This is a genomic window from Sinorhizobium sp. B11 (assembly GCA_039725955.1).
Taxonomy (GTDB): Bacteria; Pseudomonadota; Alphaproteobacteria; order Rhizobiales; family Rhizobiaceae; genus Rhizobium.
This window is the reverse complement of the sequence record CP091034.1, coordinates 1,577,828-1,595,570: the sequence shown is the minus strand read 5'-3', so window position 1 is coordinate 1,595,570 and position 17,743 is coordinate 1,577,828. Positions and strand designations below refer to the sequence as shown.

Here is a 17,743-nt window from a genome sequence, read left to right as displayed (position 1 = left end):
CGCGATTCCGGAACGCAAAACCGCTACGCACTTTTGCTGGAATTGCTCGAACAACTCAGTCGTCCGAGCCTGTCGCAATCGAGTGCGACAGGGAGACTGCCGTGCGCCGATCCGCTTCGCTGGCAACCGAGAAGGCATCTTCCTGGAGCGACTGCATCCAGCTGCAATCCTTCGGCTTGCAGCGATCGAGAGCCGCCGTCATTAGTGCGAGACCGCGGGCGGACTGGCCCTCATCGAAGAGGATATTGCCGAACACTGCCATGGCGCCGGGATGGCCGCTCTTGCGGGCCTGATTGAGCCATTTCTTGGCCTGATTGATATTGGCGCTGCCGCCCTCGCCTGCAAGCATCATCTGCGCAAGCTGGAACTGCGCCTCGGGAACACCGAAGGTGGAGGCGACCTGGAAATAGAGCTGGCGCGCCTGGTTGAGATCGATCTTCACCGGGCTGCCGGCAATGCCGTGCTTGTAATAGTTGGCGAGCGACAGCAGCGCATTGATGAAGAAGCCGGTATCCTCCGAGCCGGGCTCCACGCCCTGCTGCGCAATCTCGCTGTAGATCTTGAAGGCTTCGAAATCATCCTGCGCCACGCCGTCGCCGTCAGCATACATGTTGGCGAGTGCCCAGCGCGAACCGGTGTGGCCTTTTTCGGCGGCGTATTTATAGGCTTCTACCGCCTCTTCCTTCTGACCGTTCTTGTATGCCTTAAAACCGAATTTGAAGAGATCGAAGGGTCCCGATTCTTTCGTGACGCCCGTTTTGATGTCGAATGCCAGGACCGGACAGGCCAAAGCCAGGGAAACGGCCATCGACATGCTGAGCAGCATGAATTTGAACAATCTGAACTCGGACGTTACCATCTTTACCGGTTTCTTTCGTTCATCACAGACGCCTGGCGGCGGCTTTTTTTGCCGTTCTGCCCGCGTGGATGCATTCCTTCCAGGCGAGCGATCCCGCGGCGGGCTCCAAGGCCCCTTTACCCGCGTCGCTTCCAGCCCCATGCCCCTCTTTCAAAACCAGCACATCCTTGCGAACCACCCGGCTCCCGGCACGGCCCGCATATGATGCCTCAGGTACTCCCTTTGCGGTCCAGGTTTCCGCCCGTCCGCCTTTATCGTCTTCGTAAACAGCAAATGTGACCAAACCGGTATCGCTACCGTGCCTGAAGGACGAAGCGTCATGCCGGGGGACTGAAAATGAACGAAGCGAGCAAATCTGCAACACTACCGAAAGGGCGGATTTCTGGCCGGAAATGCCTTTGACGAAAAGCAAAGCGGCCGTTGCCGCTGGCTTCTCGCCCCTGCTGTCGCGATGTCTGGCGTTGCCGGAAAAAATTCGACCCATGCTACTGCTTACGCACACCCTACGCTTGTCATCTCCTCGCCCGCTAATAGCGCTGCGCCCTCTTTGTGGCGGGAAATGGACAAATTCGCCCTGCCGACACCGTACGCGAACCATCGTAAGAAAGTGTTGCTGAATCGTCACAAAACGAGACGAGAAGATGGATGATTAATGGCGGCAAACAAAGAAGAACCCGGCATTGCCGGGCTCCTCAATTCTTCAAATCAGGGAATTAAAACTTGACCTTTAGGCTGGTCGACAATGCGGCGACAAGGTCGTTGCCAAAGGAATAGGAGACATCATCTCCAAAGGTGACGCCGTTCTGGGTGACCACGCCTGACGAACCGCTCGTCAGCAGGCCAACGGCACCGGCGACGCGCCACTCGATATGCTCGGTTGGCGTGAAGGCCGCGCCGACACCCAGCGTCCAGCTATCGGTCTGTGCCCCGTAGCCTTGGCTGGTGCCGCGGTCCCATGTCAGGCTGACTGCGCCCGCCCACTGATCGTTGAACTTGTGGCCGACACCGCCAGTAATCGTCCAGCCGTCACGATAGAGAAGATCGAGCGACGTGAGTTCCGTCCTGCCACCGGAGGTACAGGCGACCAGGCCCTTCGTCGATGTCGGGCAGAAAGGCACCGACTGCAGAACACTCCAGTTCGTCCACTTGACCGAACCGAAAGCGAGCCAATCCGGAGCGATGCCGCTCTGCAATTTCAGTTCGAGCGAATCCGGCGCCTCAGCGGAGCCGAAGACGGGCGTGACCTTTCCATAGGGAGAGGCGTTCAGTGGAGCAAAGGGCGCAGTAACCTGGGTAAGGTCCACCGTGCCGGTGAGGTTGTCGTACCTTACGCGGCTGTTATAGACGAGGCTCGCGCGCATCGCATATTCCGGAATCTCGTAGGCAAGACCAGCGCGCCAGCCCCAGCCATTGTCCTCGAGATCGAGACGACCGACGCCGTCACCCGTACCGACCAGAAGCGGAACCGTCGAAACCAGCCGTTCCTTGAAGCCCTCGACTTCCTGGTAGAAGGCACCGCCGATGATACGAAGCTGTCCCGGACCGACATCGAAACGATAGGAGCAAGTACCGCCATAATTGCGGGTTTTGATCTCCGTCTCGATATTGTTGTTTGCACCAGCCCAGTTCAAACCGGGATTGGTATGCCCGCCAAACGGCTCGGAATAATCGACGAGGCAGTCGACCACATCGCCGAAGCCGCCCTTGAACCCAAAATAAGGGATGGCGTAATTCGCGGTATCGTCAGCGGTGTTCGGACGGTTGTTCAGATTGCCGCCGCCTGGAGACACAGAAGTATCTGTGTCGCGAACATTCTTCAGCTTACGTTGGGGGGTAACATAGATGATGCCCGACTGGAACGAGAAGGGTGAGGTATCGAACAGCTGATCGATATTGTAGCCACCGCGCTCCAGGCCGCCCGCGAAGGACGGCGAAGCCAGTGCCGAAAATGCAATGAGCGATGTTACGCCCCTGGAAAACATACGCGCTGCCATTGTGTCTCCCCCACTCAAGCAATTGATGTAACTACACTGTGCTAGTGAACTTAATAAATCGCAACGAAGCGCGCCGCTGCGACGCGAAGTTGCGTTATGGCTAATTTACGTAACTAATTGACGGGCACGTCAAAAAATCAGATAGATAAAATTCTATTCTTCTATCTATTGGCTTTAAGGGACCCGTTAGATTTTTATTCCACAAAAGGCGCTATCTGTATCAAAGCGACAACAGTGGCAGTTTTCGCACGCAGCATCGCCCAAACGGGTGATATCCACAGGCGGAAACCGAAAAAGAACGTGATTTCCGTCGAATCGTCATACTTTTTAATGCAAAAGGCGCGCTCCGATGGAACGCGCCTCCAGAAAAAATATACTCGTTAACCGCGATTATCCCGCTTCGCTAACTCGCGCCAGAGCAGTCCTCAAACTCGCGATCTGGCTTGTCAGCTCTTCATGACGCTCACGCTCGGCTTCCACCACTTCCGGGTTGGCATTGGCCACGAACTTCTCATTCGACAGCTTGCCGTCGATGCGCGCAACTTCGCCTTCGGCCTTGGCAATCGCCTTTTCGAGGCGGCTCTTTTCCGCCGTGAGATCGATCAGCTTGCCAAGCGGCAGGCAGACAGTCGCTTCCGCGACGACGATCTGAGCGGCACCTTTCGGGGCAGATTCGGCAAGCGAGATCGCCTCGACACGCGCCAGGCGCTTGATGGCCGCGTCGTGACGGAACAGCCGTTCACGCGTCAGGCTGTTGGCACCGACGACGACGAGCGGCGCGGTGGCCGACGGCGGCACGTTCATTTCCGAGCGGACCGAGCGGATGCCCGAAACAAGGTCGATCAGCCAATTGATCTCATCGGCGGCAGCATTGTCGGTGTAAGACGGCGACGGCCATTCGGCGTGGCAGAGCAATCCGTCACGTTCCTGGCCCTCACCCGCCGTATGCGCCCACAACTCTTCGGTCATGAAGGGCATGAAGGGATGCAACAGCTTGTAAATCTCTTCCAGAACATAGGCGCTGCAAGCCTGGGCTTCAGCCTTCGCGGCCGCGTCCTCTCCGCCGAAGACCGGCTTCAGAAGTTCGAGATACCAGTCGCAAAACTGATTCCAGACAAAACGGTAGAGCGCGCCGGCGGCATCGTTGAAACGGTAGGCTTCAAGCGCTTCCGTTACGTCACGTTCCGCGCGGGCAAGCTCTGTCAGGATCCAGCGATTGATGGTGAGTTCGGCTGCTTCCGGCACGAAATGCGGATCGCTCTTGGCACCGTTCATTTCGGCAAAGCGCGTGGCGTTCCAGAGCTTGGTGCCGAAATTGCGGTAACCGGCGATGCGCGCCGGGTCGAGCTTCACATCGCGGCCCTGGGCCGCCATGATCGCCAGCGTGAAACGCAGCGCATCCGCACCATATTCGTCGATCAGTTCGAGCGGGTCGATGACGTTGCCCTTGGACTTCGACATCTTCTGCCCGTTCTTGTCGCGCACGAGAGCGTGAATATAGACGGTATGGAACGGCTCGACTGGGTTATCGTCCTCGTCCTTCATGAAATGCAGGCCCATCTGCATCATGCGGACAACCCAGAACGGAATGATATCGAAACCGGTGACAAGAACGCTCGTCGGGTAATATCGCTCCAGTTCGGGTGTCTTGTCCGGCCATCCAAGCGTCGAGAACGGCCAGAGTGCCGAGGAGAACCAGGTGTCGAGCACGTCTTCATCACGTGTCAGAATCTCACCCGGCCGGAAATTCTCGAGCAGGTCCTCGACATAGGCCTTCATCGGCCCTTCATGTGACAGATAGTGCTGGATGGCGGCCTGCAGCGCCTCTTCTTCGGTCTTTTCGACGAAAACCTGACCATCCGGACCGTACCAGGCCGGAATCTGGTGACCCCACCAGAGCTGACGGGAGATGCACCACGGCTGGATATTCTCCATCCATTGGAAATAGGTGTTTTCCCAGTTCTTGGGAACGAACTTTGTCCGGCCTTCGCGAACGGAAGCAATGGCGGGCTTGGCAAGGGTCTTGTTGTCGACCCACCATTGCTCGGTCAGACGCGGCTCGATCGGCACGCCACCGCGATCGCCATGCGGAACCATATGCTTATGCGGCTCGATCTTGTCGAGCAGGCCTGCTTCCTCGAAAATCTCGACAATGATCTTTCGTGCGACGAAGCGATCCTGGCCTTCCAGCCGGTCCCACGCGCCATGCAAGGCGGCCGGATGATCGAGACCTTCCAGAAAGTCCTCGTTTTCCTTGATGGTCACCGAAGCATCAACGTTGAGGACATTGATGGCGCGCAGGCCAGCACGCCTGCCGACATCAAAGTCGTTGAAATCATGCGCGGGTGTGATCTTGACCGCGCCCGTGCCGGCTGTCGGATCGGCATAGTCGTCGGCAACAATCGGAATCCTGCGGCCAACGATCGGGAGGATGACGTGTTTGCCGACTATCGACTTGTAGCGCTCGTCCTTGGGATTGACCGCAACGCCGGTATCGCCAAGCATCGTCTCCGGCCGCGTCGTCGCAACCACGAGGTAATCACGCGTTTCGAATTCGGTGGGCTTGCCCTCCTCGTCAAAAGCGATCGGGTACTGATAGGTGACCCCCTCCTCCAGCGGATAGCGCAGATGCCAGAGATTGCCTTTGAGCTCGATCTGCTCGACTTCCATGTCGGAGATCGCAGTCAGCAACTTCGGATCCCAGTTGACGAGGCGCTTGTCCTTGTAAATCAGCCCTTCCTTGTAGAGCGTGACGAAGACTTCGAGGACAGCCTGGGACAGGCCCTCATCCATGGTGAAGCGCTCACGAGACCAGTCGCACGAAGCGCCGAGACGCTTCAACTGATTGAAAATCAGGCCGCCCGATTCAGCCTTCCATTCCCAAATCTTTTCGATGAAGGCATCGCGGCCCATGTCGCGGCGGCCGGGAAGCTGCTGTTCCATCAGCTTGCGCTCGACAACCATCTGCGTGGCGATGCCGGCATGGTCCATGCCCGGCTGCCAGAGAACATCCTTGCCGCGCATGCGCTCGAACCGCACCAGGACGTCCTGCAGCGTATTGTTGAGCGCGTGGCCCATGTGCAGCGAGCCCGTGACATTCGGCGGCGGGATGACAATGGTGAAGCTTTCCGCATTCGGCTTTGCGTTCACACCGGCGCGGAAGGCATCCGCCTCATCCCATTTCGCGGCGATTTTCGGTTCGACGGCAGCGGAATCGTAGGTCTTTTCGAGCATTTTCTGACCAATTCGAGGTTCGAGGATGGGCGTTTTGTAAATAGGATGGCTACGGCCAAGTCAATAAAAAAGCCGCCCCGGAGACCGGAGCGGCTCTTGTCTGGAAAAAGCGTTTCCGGTCAGCGGCGCGGGCCGCGCGCCACGCGTTCGATTTCTTCGCGGACGAGACGTTCGACCAGCGTCGGCAGATTGTCATCAAGCCATTCGCGCAGCATCGGCCGCAGCATGTCTTCGGCAATCTCATCCAGCGAGCGGCGCTCGGCTGCACCATCGATGGCAGCGGCAAGTTCTTCGAAGGAACGGGCAACCTGCAGGCCGGTGTTCTGCGACAGAAGTGACGGCTGTACTTCTTCCGTAACGCTGGCAGGCGCGACGTCGGCAGGCTGGTATGCCACCGGCTCGATACGCTGCTCGACCGCGGAAAGCGCAGGCGCCTCCTCGACGAGCGCAGGCCGCAGAACCTCGGGCAGACGCTGCTCGGCAAAAACGGGCACCGGCTCTGGTGCATACTGGGCAGCAGGAGCAATCGGGGCAACGAGGGGCGCCGGCTCGGCCGGGCGGGGAGCGGCTGCTGCGCGCGGCGCTTCATAAGCCGACTGCGGTTCGAATTGCGGCTGCGGATCGCGGAATACCTGGGGCACGTCACGAAGAGCCTGTCCGGCCTGGACGGCGCTGCGCTCGGAAGCGGCACGGACGCGGGCTGCAACATCGGCTAGGGACATGGCGCGGGCCGGCACTTCCGGCTCGGGCGCCGTGCCGGCAGAATTTGCTGCGATGAAACGCGGATCGGAACGCAGCGCAGGCGGCTCGGGGAATTCGACGCCGGCATAGGTTTCGTCGACCGTCAGATGGATTTCGGAGTCGTTTTCCTCTTCTGCGCCGTATACGGGAGGAAGAGAGGTTGAAATCGCCTTTCCGGCGCCCGGCTCATTGCTTTCGATAATCTGACGAATGGAGGCCAGGATCTCTTCCATGGACGGTTCACGCACTACACCTGGCTGAGCCATATCTATCCCCGTTATCCCTTAAACAACGACCGGATGGCGTGGAGCATGCATCCGAATCACCATGACCTTAGAATACCCCAAAGGGGAAAAAAATCAGCGCGAATCAAACAAATGCAGCCATGCACAGTTTTGTTACCCGAGTGTAAGCGAAGTCTGTGAGGGCTTTTAAGACAGCCAAAACGAAAACGGGCGCCGATGGCGCCCGCTCCATAAAAACCGCGCCAGAAACGCCTTAGAATACGAATTCCCGAGCCTTGGTGAAACCGGGCAGCGGCTTGACCGAAGCATTGAAGAAGACGTTTTCGGAAACAGCACCACGCTCGCTGACAAAGACCTTCGCACGGGCCGCATTGCCGTAACCCTGCACGACAACGAGACGGCCGCCATCCTGCAGCTGGCCGAGAAGTGCGGCAGGAACTTCTTCTACTGAACCGTTGATGAAGATCAGATCGTAGAGAGCGCCGGCAGCATTGCCCTTTTCAAGCGCGCCAGTCACCACCTGCACATTTGCATAACCGGCGAGATTTGCCTTGGCTTCAGCAGCAAGGGTCTCGTCCGATTCGAGCGCCACGACGGAGCCTGCGATCAGTGACAGCAGTGCGGAAGTGTAGCCCGTGCCCGCGCCGACTTCCAGAACGGCATCATCCTTGGTGACGGCGGCGAGCTGCAGCAGTTTGGCGAGTGGCGACGCCTCCATGAGGAAGCGGCCCGGATTGCCGGCAGCTGCCGGAGCAATTTCGATGTCGTTATCGATATAGGCCAGCACCTTCGCCTTTTCCGGCACGAATGCTTCGCGTGGGACGGTGAGGAAGGCCGTCAGCACCGAATGCGAGGTAACGTCCGTGGTGCGGACCTGGTTGTCGACCATCTTTACGCGTGCTGCTTCGAAATCCATCATATCCTCTCGCCGATGAAATCGGTTCTGTCCTCCGTCTCTTAATCTCCGGCACGAATGCTTTCAAGGCTTGCCGGAGGCCCGTTTGAAGAATCCCGCAGGCCCTTCCCCGCATGCAACAGGTGAAAGACGAAAGTTGCAACTTCCGCGTGGAGTAAATTACGAATTCATGATATTGTTCTAACCGGAGGAAAATGAGGAGGAGCAGGCCATGTCTGCCATTCTGGAATATTTCACGCTGTTCGACTTTTTCATCGTCGCAGCGCTCGTAGGCATATTCTGCTGCGGGATGCTTGACCACGAGACGAACTGACAGATCGCCCTCCCGGCGAAAATCTTCCAACTGCCCGCTGGCGCGCCGGAAGAATGGATTTCCGTGTCCATTCGGATCAAGCCGGCACAGTTGATTGCGCAATTAACTCTATATCAACCATATTGTTGCGCAGGTCATAGCTTTCGCTAGGTTGGCGGCATGCAAACATTCGCCATTCAATCATCGGATATCGAGACACTCCACTACAATCCGGAGGCTCGACTGCTGCTCGTGAAATTCAAAAGCGGCGCGATCTGCAATTTCACGCGTATTTCGGCGCAGGGGCTGCGGCGACTGCTCGGCCCCGATGTGCAGATAGAGAACGACACTGCAGCAGACGATGCCAGCTATCTGGCTGGCCTGCGCAGCGGTGGGTTGCGGGCGCTTTACTGCCTCACCGGGATCACGCCAGCCCAATTCGATTTCGCAAAGGTTCCCGGCATCTGGTGACGCGAGACTGCTGACTGGTGCCGCGCCTCATTTCCGAGGCGGATCGATTTCTATGTCGGTGGAATTTTTGGAGGCCTCGCCCGGAATTGAACCGGGGTACAAGGATTTGCAGTCCTCTGCGTCACCACTCCGCCACGAGGCCTCACAGGCTGTCATGCTAGCCGTGGCGAGCGTTTAGAATGATCGTAAGGAAATCGCAAGAGGGCATTCCAAAAACATTTCCTGCAATTTCAAACTCCGGCCACATAAGGCTCGTAGTGATCAAGGACCGATCCGGTGTCTGAGGACGCCGCGACAGCCGCAGGCGCAGCTGATGATAAAAGGTCCATCGTGATGGAAATTCGGGCTGCGCTGAACAACAATTAGGCTAACAGCTACCCAGTCCGCAACCATAAGTCTATCGGCCGTGCAAGAGACAGATCTCAGCGAGATTAGCCTGTCGCCTATATTTATCCCGAGGGAACGATCTGCGATCACAATGATCGCCTTCACCTTCGCTATATTAGCTACACCGAAATTTAACTTCAAACATTAGTAACAAACTCTTAACTTGACTTTCAGAATCGTCATTCCATCCTACCTCTGGGAGAGACAGGAGTTGAAATGAATTGGGTGCCTTTGAATTCCAAGCAGATTCGCGCTGTCTCCTACGACCCAGAGACTCAGGTTCTTCATGCCAAATTCGCCGGCCGCAGCTCAGTGCGGCATGTCGGGGTGCCGCCGCATATTTATGACAACCTCGTCGAAACCAGCGACCCGGAATTTTACTATAAATATTATCTGGAGCCTTCGCGTATCGAGAGCGGCTGGCAGAAAGCCAATCTCAGCTCCCACGCGGTAAAGCTGCTGATCATTCTCATCGGCGTGCTCGCGATAACGGCGACGGCGCTCGAGGAAAATGGCGAGCTGCCAATTCACCTGTCGGAGATTACTGAAACAGGAGCCATCTCTCCAGCTCCGGCTGCAAGCCCTGCTGTCTCACCGCACTGACGGATCCAGGGCTGCGCTGCGGCGCTGATTCTCCCGGCATAGCCGCATACGAACTTACGCGGGCCGCTTCCGGCGATGCCACCAGACGGCAAAACGGCGCCGCCATCTGCGTGCTATCGGCAAGTCGTGAGACAGGACGATGAAGCCCAGCGGCAGCATCCAGAATCCCAGAATAGGCAAAAAGCCAAGGAAACCGCCGAAAATGAGGACCATTCCAGTCATCATGCGTGCGATACGCGAGCGCGGCATCGGCACCCGCAGCGAGCCGAGAACAAGCTTGCCATCCCTGTGATCGATACCGAAACGCTTTTCTCCGGCCTTTTTCGGCCCATTTTTGCTGCTAGTCATCCACAAGAGATGGGCCCAAGCGCTGCAAATACAAGCTGATTTCATTTTTTTGAAAAAACTGCTTGGCAAATCGGGAAAGCATTTGTATTACCCCGCTCACGCCGCGGCCAAGCGGTGATCCCTGGTAGCTCAGCGGTAGAGCATTCGACTGTTAATCGACAGGTCGCCGGTTCGAATCCGGCCCGGGGAGCCAGTTTCAGAGATAAGCGCCTGTTTTCGTAGATCATTCCGAAGCAGGCGCTTTCTCGATACCCCTCCCAGCAGTTTTCGCCGATCAGCCTATAAAATCTCGACGTCCGTCGCCGACATGCTGACAGCAGCCCTTTCGGCTATCGCACTTGCGCTCGCCTGAATTTTCGTCAAAATCCTGATTGCAGTGCGCGGGCTCCCGATATCAGCGCGCCTGTGCCCGAAATTTTCATTCATAAATCAAAAAAAGAATTGCAGATCGCAACGTGGTGGCGGCACTCAGCCCCTCGCGCTTATCAGTCCAAATTTCCAGCCTATCTTCACGACGAGGATGCGACATGGATTTCGACGCATCGCAAGGCGACAGAAAATATCCGACCAGTCAGCAGGTGGGCGGGCTTGTTGAATGTTCGGGCCTGCAGGTCGAGCTCCGGCGTTTCGATCCGGGCTGGCAGGTCGACCTTACGCTCGAATGCACGGAGATAGCCGTCCTTTTGTCGGGGCAGTCGAAGATCAGATGGACAGGCGACGGTCACCGGCGGGAGGCTATCGCCCGACCGGGCATTGCCTGGGTATGTCCAGCTGGCGTCAATGAGAGCGCTGTTGAGATTGTCGGCACCATGCCCGAGTCCCTGCACATCTTCCTGCCGCCATCACTCGTTGCCGAGAGTGCACTTTCAAACTTTGATATCGACCCGGCCAGGGCGCAAATCGCTTATGCGGGCGGCGTCCCCGATCCGGTAATCTTGCAACTAGGCGAGCTCTTTCGTGGCGTGCTGAATCGCAAACTGGAAGCAACGGACCGGCTGTTTCTCGATGGAATCCAGCTGGCGCTGGCGGCGCATTTGCTCGGGACCTATTCGTCCGCCCGCTGGCACCCGCCGACGCGGACACCCACCATCGATCCGAAGAGGCTGAGGCGCGTCCTCGATTTCATCGAGGCGCGCATCGCGGCGGAGATATCGCTGGAGGACCTTGCGGCCGAGGCCTGCCTCAGCCCCTTCCACTTTTCCCGCGTGTTTCGCGCCGCCACCGGCTTTGCGCCGCATCGCTATGTCACCGAGCGACGGATCGAGGCAGCCAAGGAGAAGCTGCGGCTCGCGCAGTCTTCGCTGGTGGAGATCGCCATCGATACAGGCTTCGGCTCGCAGGCAAACTTCACTCGTGTCTTCCGCAAGATGACGGGGCTGACGCCGGGCCAGTACCGCGCGCTTTTCACCTCATAAGCGACCCATCTACCTTCCTGAGGCGCTTGCCTGTTCCCCTTGCGCGTCCGTCAGGCGCAAGATTTGCACATAGTGCAGCAAGAGATGGAAATACGGCACGCGACGTCCAGCCTAAACCTGTCGCATCGAACGGGCCTGCCCCCGAACGATGAGAGGAGACAGGGACATGATCACCATCGAAGAAGCCCGCAGAGTCATCGCCGCCGGTGAGGCGCGGGCAAGGGAAATCGGCGTTCCCGCCAATATCGCGGTCCTCGATGCAGGCGCCCACATAAAGGCGTTTGCACGCATGGACGGCGCCGTGCTCGGCTCCATCGACATCGCCGTCAACAAGGCCCGGACTGCTGCGCTGTTTTCCATGCCGACGGAAACGATCGGCGAATTCTGCAAACCCGGCGGCACATCGTTCGGCTTGGAGCAGACCAATGGCGGCCTCGTCGTCTTCGCAGGCGGCATTCCCCTTACCGATGGACGCAACATCGTGATCGGCGCCGTCGGCGTGTCCGGAGGGGCAGTCGCTCAGGACCTCGACATTGCCCAGGCTGCAGCAGCCGCCATCGCCGTCTGAAGTATTTTCAACCCCAAGCGCATCGAAGGAAGTCATCATGACGAAGACCATTCTCATTACTGGCGCAGGCTCAGGCTTCGGCAAGGCTGCCGCCCTCGGCATGGCCAAGAACGGCCACACCATCATCGCGACGGCGCAGGTCTCCTCGCAGGTCACGCCGCTGCGCGAAGAAGCCGCCGCCCTCGGCCTGGAAAACTTCCACGTCGAACGCCTCGACCTCACCGACCCCTACGATATCAGGCAGGCGCAACGTTGGGATTTTGACGTTCTCTGGAACAATGCCGGCATGGGCGAAGCCGGCCCGGTCTGGGAAATCCCGGTCGAGCTCGTGCGCAAGAACTACGAAGTCAACGTCTTCCTGCCGCTGGTACTGACCCAGGGCGTCGTTCAGCGCTGGATCCGCGAAGGCAAGAACCATGGCAAGAAGGTGGTCTTCACCTCCTCGATGGGCGGCCTGTTCACTCCGGCCAACTGGGGGACCTATGTCTCTACCAAGCATGCTCTGGAATCGATCGCCGAAGCGCTGCAGCAGGAACTCGGCCCCTACGGCATCAAGATCCAGACGATCAATCCGGGTGCTTATTACACCGGCTACAACGAAACGATGGCCGACAATCCGTTCCGCTGGCTCGATGACAGCAAGAACTTTACCAAGCGGGCCGAACTGCGCAGCGGCTTCGACGACTTCTTTGCCACCCCCGAAGGCAAGATGGACCCGGCGGAAATGATCGAGCGGATGATCGAGATCGTCCCGGCCGATACCGGCAAGTTCCGCAACGTCGTCCCGAAGGTTATCGAGGACATGCTTAAGGAGCATCAGCTCAATGCCTGGGAAAACCGGATCTAAGCAGATCACCGGCGGCAAGCGCCGCAAGCGGCACCTCCTAATGGGTGCCGCGTCGTCGATCCAACTCAGGAGGAAGGCATGTCCATCACCGCAAGCGCAACGCTCCACAGCCCGGCACCCTTTGTTCGTCGTATCTTCAACGCTGCCCTCGGCATCGCAGCCGCGATCCTCGCCCTGATCGGGCTCGAAGCCCGCGCCGCCTCGCAGACGCCAACCGAAACCGAGCGTCGCAACAAGGCGGCCGTCGAGGCCGGCTTTGAGGCATGGGCATCAGGTACAGGCAGCCCTTACGACCTTCTCGCCGACGACGCCCGCTGGACGATCGAGGGCTATTCGCTGGCATCGAAGACCTATCCGAGCCGCGAGGCGTTCCTGCGCGAGGTGATCCGGCCGTTCAACGCCCGCATGAAGGCCCCGCTGAAACCCGTGATACGCAACGTCTATGCCGATGGCGACACCGTGATCGTCTTTTTCGATGCCCGAGGCATCGCCCGGGATGGGAAACCTTATGTCAATACTTATGCCTGGTTCCTCGACATGCGCGAAGACCGTATCGTGCGCGCCTCGGCCTTCTTCGATTCCGTCGCGTTCAACGAATTCTGGACGCGTGTGACGCCTTCAGAATAGACGTCAAGGACTTGATCTCGCTCAACGACGCGCGACGAAGCAGACGTAATCTCCGTTCACAGCCAACGGAGATCCTCATGCCAACAGAGACCATCATTATCGTCAGCGGCGTTGTCGCCGCCTTTGCGCTTTTCGCAGCCGGCCTTGCCTTTGCGAGCATCACTTCCAGCAAATAGGCGGAAAGCAATCGTCCGGCTCAGAAACCGCGTCAGCAGCAGACACCGTCGTCGACAAACAAAGACGCCCCGGAAACCAGGGCGTCTTTTTTGATTCAAAATCGGATTGTTTTTCCCGCGCGAACTTACGCAGACGGCTGCTTGGTCTTGCGGAGATAAGGCAGAACCGTATCGAAGGAGCCGAAGCGGGCGATGGCGTCTTCGTTGGAGACGGCGGCGGTGATGATGACGTCGTCGCCCTGGTTCCAGTTGGCGGGCGTCGCAACCTGGTGCTTGGCGGTCAGCTGGATGGAGTCGATGGCGCGCAGGATCTCGTTGAAATTGCGGCCCGTCGTCATCGGGTATGTGAGGATCAGCTTGATCTTCTTGTCCGGGCCGATGACGAAGACGGAGCGCACGGTGGCGTTGTCGGCGGGCGTGCGGCCTTCGGAGCTTTCGCCGGCGCCGGCCGGCAGCATGTCGTAGAGCTTGGCGACCTTGAGGTCCTTGTCGCCGATCAGCGGATATTCGACATCGAAGCCGGTTGCCGTCTTGATGTCGTTCTTCCACTTGCCGTGGCTTTCGACCGGATCGACGGAAATGCCGATGATCTTGACGCCGCGCTTCTTGAACTCGCCCTCGAGGCCGGCCATGGTGCCGAGCTCGGTCGTGCAAACCGGCGTAAAGTTCTTCGGATGCGAGAAGAGAACCGCCCAGCCGCTGCCGATCCAGTCATGGAACTGAACGGGGCCCTGGGTGGTGTCGGCGGTGAAATCGGGAGCAATATCGTTGATACGTAGGCTCATGGTCGGTCCTCCAATTGCGGATCGTTAAATCTGAGCACTCACAGGCAGTTCTGCGTGCAGATGACTATCTACAGACCTGCGCCGAGCGCGGTCAAACGAAAGCCTTCCTCGAATGGGCCAGCGGCGGAATATTTATTTCCAGCTCCAAAGATGACCTGACATCGGACTACCGGCATCATGCACGCAAAAAGGCAGCGGCGCGCGCACAAATCGATGCTTTTCGCATGCCGCGTTATTCCCTACTCACTATCGAAGAATGACAAAGAGGGAAGCGGCGATGGCGACACCATTCTATTGGAATGAACTGAACACTTATGATTTTGCCGCTCTTTCCGCCGATACGACCATCGCCATCCTGCCGATCGCTTCGACAGAGCAACACGGTCCGCATCTGCCCATAGCAACCGATGTGGCGATCGCCAACGGCATGCTGGCGGAACTGCGCCGGCAACGGCCCGACGACCTCGATATCCTTGTCTTGCCAACCCAGGAAATCGGCAAGGCCAATGAGCATGTCTATGGTCCAGGCACGCTTTCCCTCGGCGCCGAGCTGCTAATCCCCGTCTGGACGGCGATTGGCGCGAAGGTGGCGGAGGCCGGGCTGCGCAAGCTCGTCATCGTCAACTCGCATGGTGGCAATGTCGATATCATGAGCATCGTCGCGCGCGAGTTGCGCGTGCGCCACCAGATGGCCGTCGTTTCCACACAATGGGGCCGCTTCGGCAATCCTGACGGCATGATCAGCGAGCACGAGACACGCTACGGCATTCATGGCGGCGAGGTGGAAACCTCGCTGATGCTGCATTTCCGGCCGGAACTGGTGCGGATGGAGAAGGCTGAGAATTTCACATCGAAGGCTGAATGGATGCGCGAGCAATCGCAATATATCCAGCCGCTGCCGCCGCATTCGCTCGCCTGGATCGCGCATGATCTCAATCCGAACGGCGTTGTCGGCGACGCCTTGAAGGGAACGGCCGAAAAGGGTGAAGCGATCTGCCGCCATCAGGTGAAGGGCTTTATCGAGCTTCTCCGTGACCTGAAGCGCTATCCGCTCTCCAACCTCTATTCGCGATAGTCAGGCAACGACAGGACGCTCCAGCGGGATGTGTCCCTTGGCCTGCAGTTCCTGAACAAGGCCGGCAAGCTCGGCCAGCAAGTATTCAACGAAGAGGCTGGTGGCGGAATCGAGCGGCGCCCGGGCACGGGCAAAGAGCTTCATCGGCTGATGGCGGCTGTGCGGCTCGGCAATCGGGCGGAATACCAGTTCGCCCTGGCGGCACTCGGTGATAACATCAAGCGGGTTCAGCATGGAGAGCCCTGCCCCGCATTTGACCAGTTTCTTCAGCATTTCCGAAGCGTTGGTCTCCAGAACCGGCTCGACAGGAATATCGAGCCTCGCCATTGCGAGGTTGATGACCTCACGCAGGCTGGTGCCCTGCTGCGCAAGCACAAGCCGCTCCTGCACGACATCGGCAAGGCTGATCGGACCGGGTCCGATCAGGGGATGGCCAGGCGGCAGGACAACGCCGATCGGGATATCGAAATTGCCGAGCGTGCGGATGCCGGGTGTGGCCTGAATATTGAAACCGAGGCCGATATCCACCTCACCCGACAGAACCGGATTGACGGTCATCGTGCCGGCATCGTTGCGCAGATGGATGAAAACGCGCGGATGCTCGGACTGGAAGCGGGCGATGATTTCCGGCAACGGTCCCGCGGCAAGACCGACCGTCGTCACCAATCGCACCTTGCCGGCCTGCTGCATCTTCAGGCTCTTGATGCGACCTTCCAGCCGCTCGTAATTCTTCAGAACCTCTCTGATATGCTCGATGCAGAGTTCGCCGGCGGCCGTCAGCCGCAAGCCGCGCGGCAGACGCTCGAAGAGCGGCGCACCCATTTCCTGTTCGAGAGCCAGTATCTGCCGGTTGATCGCCGAAGAAGCGACGTTGAGACGCGCGGCAGCCTTCCGGATCGAGCCGGTGCGGGCGATCTCGTTGATGTACAGAAGCTTTCTGGAGTGCAGCATCGAGACCTCGTTGCATCGTTTTTAAGCACGGCGCCCAAATTAGGCACAGACATCAGGTGAGATGCCAAAAAGGCATCGTTGCGCACGAATTTTGATGCTTTTCAAAGAGCGAAGCAATCGCTCAAATGAAGAAAATCGGGGGCCGAAAACGAGCTTCCAAGGCACCAGAAGGGGAACGCCGCCATGTCCAACAGATTGAAAACATCCGTATTTTCTGCCCTTCTTGGGCTTGGCGGCATGCTTGTCGCCAGTGTACCGGGCCATGCGCTGGACAAGGTCAGCTATGGCACCAACTGGCTGGCACAGGCAGAGCATGGCGGCTTCTATCAGGCAGTCGCCGACGGAACCTATGCAAAATACGGCCTTGATGTCTCTATCGTGCAGGGCGGGCCGAATGCCGCCAACAACGCGCTGCTGATCTCCGGCAAGATCGACTTCTACATGGGCGGGCCGCAGGGCGAAATCTCCGCCGTCGAACAGGGTATTCCGCTTGTCGACGTTGCCGCGATCTTTCAGAAGGACCCGCAGATCCTGATCGCTCATCCTGACGTCGGCATCGACAAGTTCGGGGATCTTGCGAAACTGAAGAGCCTGTTCCTCAGCAAGGATGGCTACCTCACCTATTTCGAGTGGATGAAAGCAAATTTTCCGGGGTTCAAGGACGAGCAGTACAAGCCCTACAACTTCAATCCAGGCCCGTTTCTTGCCGACAAGCAATCCGCCCAGCAGGGCTACCTGACCTCGGAGCCTTACGAGATCCAGAATCAGACCGGCTGGGAGCCGAAGGTCTTCCTGCTCGCCGACAACGGCTATTCGCCCTATTCGACGATGATCACCACGACCCAGCAGATGGTCGATACCAAGCCTGACGTCGTGCAGCGCTTCGTCGATGCCTCTATCGAGGGCTGGTACAGCTATCTCTACGGCGACAACAGCAAGGCCAATGCGCTGATCAAGAAGGACAATCCGGAAATGACGGATGGCCAGATCGCCTATTCGATCGCCAAGATGAAGGAATACGGCATCATCGAGTCCGGCGACGGCCTGGACAAGGGCATCGGCTGCATTACCGACGCTCACTACAAGAAGTTCTTCGACGAAATGGTAGCGATCAAGGTCTTCAAGCCTGAGACCGACTATACCAAAGCCTTTACGACGAAATTCGTCTGCAAGAACGTCGGCGCATCGCTGAAGAAATAAGCCTCCCAA

General features: G+C 58.3%; 17 protein-coding genes and 2 tRNA genes. 9 read left to right on the top strand and 10 right to left on the bottom strand.

All coding sequences use genetic code 11. The annotated features are described in order from the left end of the window. Window positions 1-55 precede the first annotated feature (55 nt). The 6 genes from LVY75_17765 to LVY75_17740 all read right to left on the bottom strand — a co-directional run bounded on the left by LVY75_17765 (window position 56) and on the right by LVY75_17740 (window position 7,992). Window positions 56-859, bottom strand: a complete 804-nt coding sequence (locus LVY75_17765; GenBank protein XAZ25019.1) for a sel1 repeat family protein — start codon at window positions 857-859, stop codon at window positions 56-58. 22 nt (window positions 860-881) lie between these two features. Then, window positions 882-1,343 carry a hypothetical protein gene (locus LVY75_17760; GenBank protein XAZ25018.1) on the bottom strand — a complete coding sequence of 154 codons (462 nt, stop codon included), beginning with the start codon at window positions 1,341-1,343 and terminating at the stop codon, window positions 882-884. A gap of 229 nt (window positions 1,344-1,572) precedes the next feature. Then, window positions 1,573-2,853, bottom strand: a complete 1,281-nt coding sequence (locus LVY75_17755; GenBank protein XAZ25017.1) for an OmpP1/FadL family transporter — start codon at window positions 2,851-2,853, stop codon at window positions 1,573-1,575. A 390-nt stretch (window positions 2,854-3,243) separates the two neighbouring features. Continuing rightward, window positions 3,244-6,087: a valine--tRNA ligase gene (locus LVY75_17750; GenBank protein ID XAZ25016.1), complete on the bottom strand. Its 2,844-nt coding sequence runs from the start codon at window positions 6,085-6,087 to the stop codon at window positions 3,244-3,246. Between the two features lie 119 nt (window positions 6,088-6,206). After that, window positions 6,207-7,094 carry a DUF2497 domain-containing protein gene (locus LVY75_17745; protein XAZ25015.1) on the bottom strand — a complete coding sequence of 296 codons (888 nt, stop codon included), beginning with the start codon at window positions 7,092-7,094 and terminating at the stop codon, window positions 6,207-6,209. A gap of 232 nt (window positions 7,095-7,326) precedes the next feature. Next, window positions 7,327-7,992 (bottom strand): protein-L-isoaspartate O-methyltransferase, encoded by a 666-nt coding sequence (locus tag LVY75_17740; GenBank protein XAZ25014.1) that lies wholly within the window; start codon window positions 7,990-7,992, stop codon window positions 7,327-7,329. A gap of 469 nt (window positions 7,993-8,461) precedes the next feature. Here LVY75_17740 and LVY75_17735 point away from each other — a divergent pair, with 469 nt between their 5' ends. Further along, window positions 8,462-8,752 (top strand): hypothetical protein, encoded by a 291-nt coding sequence (locus LVY75_17735; GenBank protein XAZ25013.1) that lies wholly within the window; start codon window positions 8,462-8,464, stop codon window positions 8,750-8,752. Between the two features lie 68 nt (window positions 8,753-8,820). On the opposite strand, the gene LVY75_17730 is transcribed toward LVY75_17735, so the two are convergent. Further along, a tRNA-Cys gene (locus LVY75_17730) sits at window positions 8,821-8,894 on the bottom strand. A gap of 461 nt (window positions 8,895-9,355) precedes the next feature. On the opposite strand from LVY75_17730, the gene LVY75_17725 reads away from it, so the two are divergent. Continuing rightward, the gene (locus tag LVY75_17725; GenBank protein ID XAZ25012.1) at window positions 9,356-9,742 is read left to right on the top strand and encodes a KTSC domain-containing protein; all 387 of its coding nucleotides are present in this window, start codon (window positions 9,356-9,358) and stop codon (window positions 9,740-9,742) included. A gap of 54 nt (window positions 9,743-9,796) precedes the next feature. Here the strand turns inward: LVY75_17725 and LVY75_17720 are convergent, their stop codons facing one another. Further along, entirely contained in the window at window positions 9,797-10,090 is a 294-nt protein-coding gene (locus tag LVY75_17720; protein XAZ25748.1) for a hypothetical protein, read from the bottom strand. 118 nt (window positions 10,091-10,208) lie between these two features. Between LVY75_17720 and LVY75_17715 the strand changes: the two genes are divergently transcribed. The 5 genes from LVY75_17715 to LVY75_17695 all read left to right on the top strand — a co-directional run bounded on the left by LVY75_17715 (window position 10,209) and on the right by LVY75_17695 (window position 13,547). Beyond that, window positions 10,209-10,283: transfer RNA gene (locus LVY75_17715), tRNA-Asn, on the top strand. 334 nt (window positions 10,284-10,617) lie between these two features. Next, window positions 10,618-11,505 carry an AraC family transcriptional regulator gene (locus LVY75_17710; protein XAZ25011.1) on the top strand — a complete coding sequence of 296 codons (888 nt, stop codon included), beginning with the start codon at window positions 10,618-10,620 and terminating at the stop codon, window positions 11,503-11,505. Window positions 11,506-11,671: 166 nt separating this feature from the next. After that, window positions 11,672-12,073 carry a heme-binding protein gene (locus LVY75_17705; protein XAZ25010.1) on the top strand — a complete coding sequence of 134 codons (402 nt, stop codon included), beginning with the start codon at window positions 11,672-11,674 and terminating at the stop codon, window positions 12,071-12,073. A gap of 37 nt (window positions 12,074-12,110) precedes the next feature. Continuing rightward, a complete protein-coding gene (locus LVY75_17700) occupies window positions 12,111-12,920 on the top strand; it encodes an SDR family oxidoreductase (protein XAZ25009.1) in 810 nt (269 codons plus the stop codon). 78 nt (window positions 12,921-12,998) lie between these two features. Continuing rightward, window positions 12,999-13,547, top strand: a complete 549-nt coding sequence (locus LVY75_17695) for a nuclear transport factor 2 family protein (protein XAZ25008.1) — start codon at window positions 12,999-13,001, stop codon at window positions 13,545-13,547. A gap of 301 nt (window positions 13,548-13,848) precedes the next feature. On the opposite strand, the gene LVY75_17690 is transcribed toward LVY75_17695, so the two are convergent. After that, window positions 13,849-14,508, bottom strand: coding sequence for a peroxiredoxin (locus tag LVY75_17690; protein ID XAZ25007.1), 660 nt, complete (start codon window positions 14,506-14,508; stop codon window positions 13,849-13,851). A 277-nt stretch (window positions 14,509-14,785) separates the two neighbouring features. On the opposite strand from LVY75_17690, the gene LVY75_17685 reads away from it, so the two are divergent. Then, the gene (locus LVY75_17685; protein ID XAZ25006.1) at window positions 14,786-15,583 is read left to right on the top strand and encodes a creatininase family protein; all 798 of its coding nucleotides are present in this window, start codon (window positions 14,786-14,788) and stop codon (window positions 15,581-15,583) included. Here LVY75_17685 and LVY75_17680 read toward each other — a convergent pair whose 3' ends face one another. Continuing rightward, complete coding sequence (locus LVY75_17680) at window positions 15,584-16,534, bottom strand: LysR family transcriptional regulator (protein XAZ25005.1); 951 nt, start codon at window positions 16,532-16,534, stop codon at window positions 15,584-15,586. Between the two features lie 183 nt (window positions 16,535-16,717). On the opposite strand from LVY75_17680, the gene LVY75_17675 reads away from it, so the two are divergent. Further along, a complete protein-coding gene (locus LVY75_17675) occupies window positions 16,718-17,734 on the top strand; it encodes an ABC transporter substrate-binding protein (GenBank protein ID XAZ25004.1) in 1,017 nt (338 codons plus the stop codon). Window positions 17,735-17,743 lie beyond the last annotated feature (9 nt).

Coding starts and splice junctions, on each gene's coding strand:
- LVY75_17765 (XAZ25019.1), bottom strand. CDS start 859: ATGGTAACGTCCGAGTTCAGATTGTTCAAATTCATGCTGCTCAGCATG.
- LVY75_17760 (XAZ25018.1), bottom strand. CDS start 1,343: ATGGGTCGAATTTTTTCCGGCAACGCCAGACATCGCGACAGCAGGGGC.
- LVY75_17755 (XAZ25017.1), bottom strand. CDS start 2,853: ATGGCAGCGCGTATGTTTTCCAGGGGCGTAACATCGCTCATTGCATTT.
- LVY75_17750 (XAZ25016.1), bottom strand. CDS start 6,087: ATGCTCGAAAAGACCTACGATTCCGCTGCCGTCGAACCGAAAATCGCC.
- LVY75_17745 (XAZ25015.1), bottom strand. CDS start 7,094: ATGGCTCAGCCAGGTGTAGTGCGTGAACCGTCCATGGAAGAGATCCTG.
- LVY75_17740 (XAZ25014.1), bottom strand. CDS start 7,992: ATGATGGATTTCGAAGCAGCACGCGTAAAGATGGTCGACAACCAGGTC.
- LVY75_17735 (XAZ25013.1), top strand. CDS start 8,462: ATGCAAACATTCGCCATTCAATCATCGGATATCGAGACACTCCACTAC.
- LVY75_17725 (XAZ25012.1), top strand. CDS start 9,356: ATGAATTGGGTGCCTTTGAATTCCAAGCAGATTCGCGCTGTCTCCTAC.
- LVY75_17720 (XAZ25748.1), bottom strand. CDS start 10,090: ATGACTAGCAGCAAAAATGGGCCGAAAAAGGCCGGAGAAAAGCGTTTC.
- LVY75_17710 (XAZ25011.1), top strand. CDS start 10,618: ATGGATTTCGACGCATCGCAAGGCGACAGAAAATATCCGACCAGTCAG.
- LVY75_17705 (XAZ25010.1), top strand. CDS start 11,672: ATGATCACCATCGAAGAAGCCCGCAGAGTCATCGCCGCCGGTGAGGCG.
- LVY75_17700 (XAZ25009.1), top strand. CDS start 12,111: ATGACGAAGACCATTCTCATTACTGGCGCAGGCTCAGGCTTCGGCAAG.
- LVY75_17695 (XAZ25008.1), top strand. CDS start 12,999: ATGTCCATCACCGCAAGCGCAACGCTCCACAGCCCGGCACCCTTTGTT.
- LVY75_17690 (XAZ25007.1), bottom strand. CDS start 14,508: ATGAGCCTACGTATCAACGATATTGCTCCCGATTTCACCGCCGACACC.
- LVY75_17685 (XAZ25006.1), top strand. CDS start 14,786: ATGGCGACACCATTCTATTGGAATGAACTGAACACTTATGATTTTGCC.
- LVY75_17680 (XAZ25005.1), bottom strand. CDS start 16,534: ATGCTGCACTCCAGAAAGCTTCTGTACATCAACGAGATCGCCCGCACC.
- LVY75_17675 (XAZ25004.1), top strand. CDS start 16,718: ATGTCCAACAGATTGAAAACATCCGTATTTTCTGCCCTTCTTGGGCTT.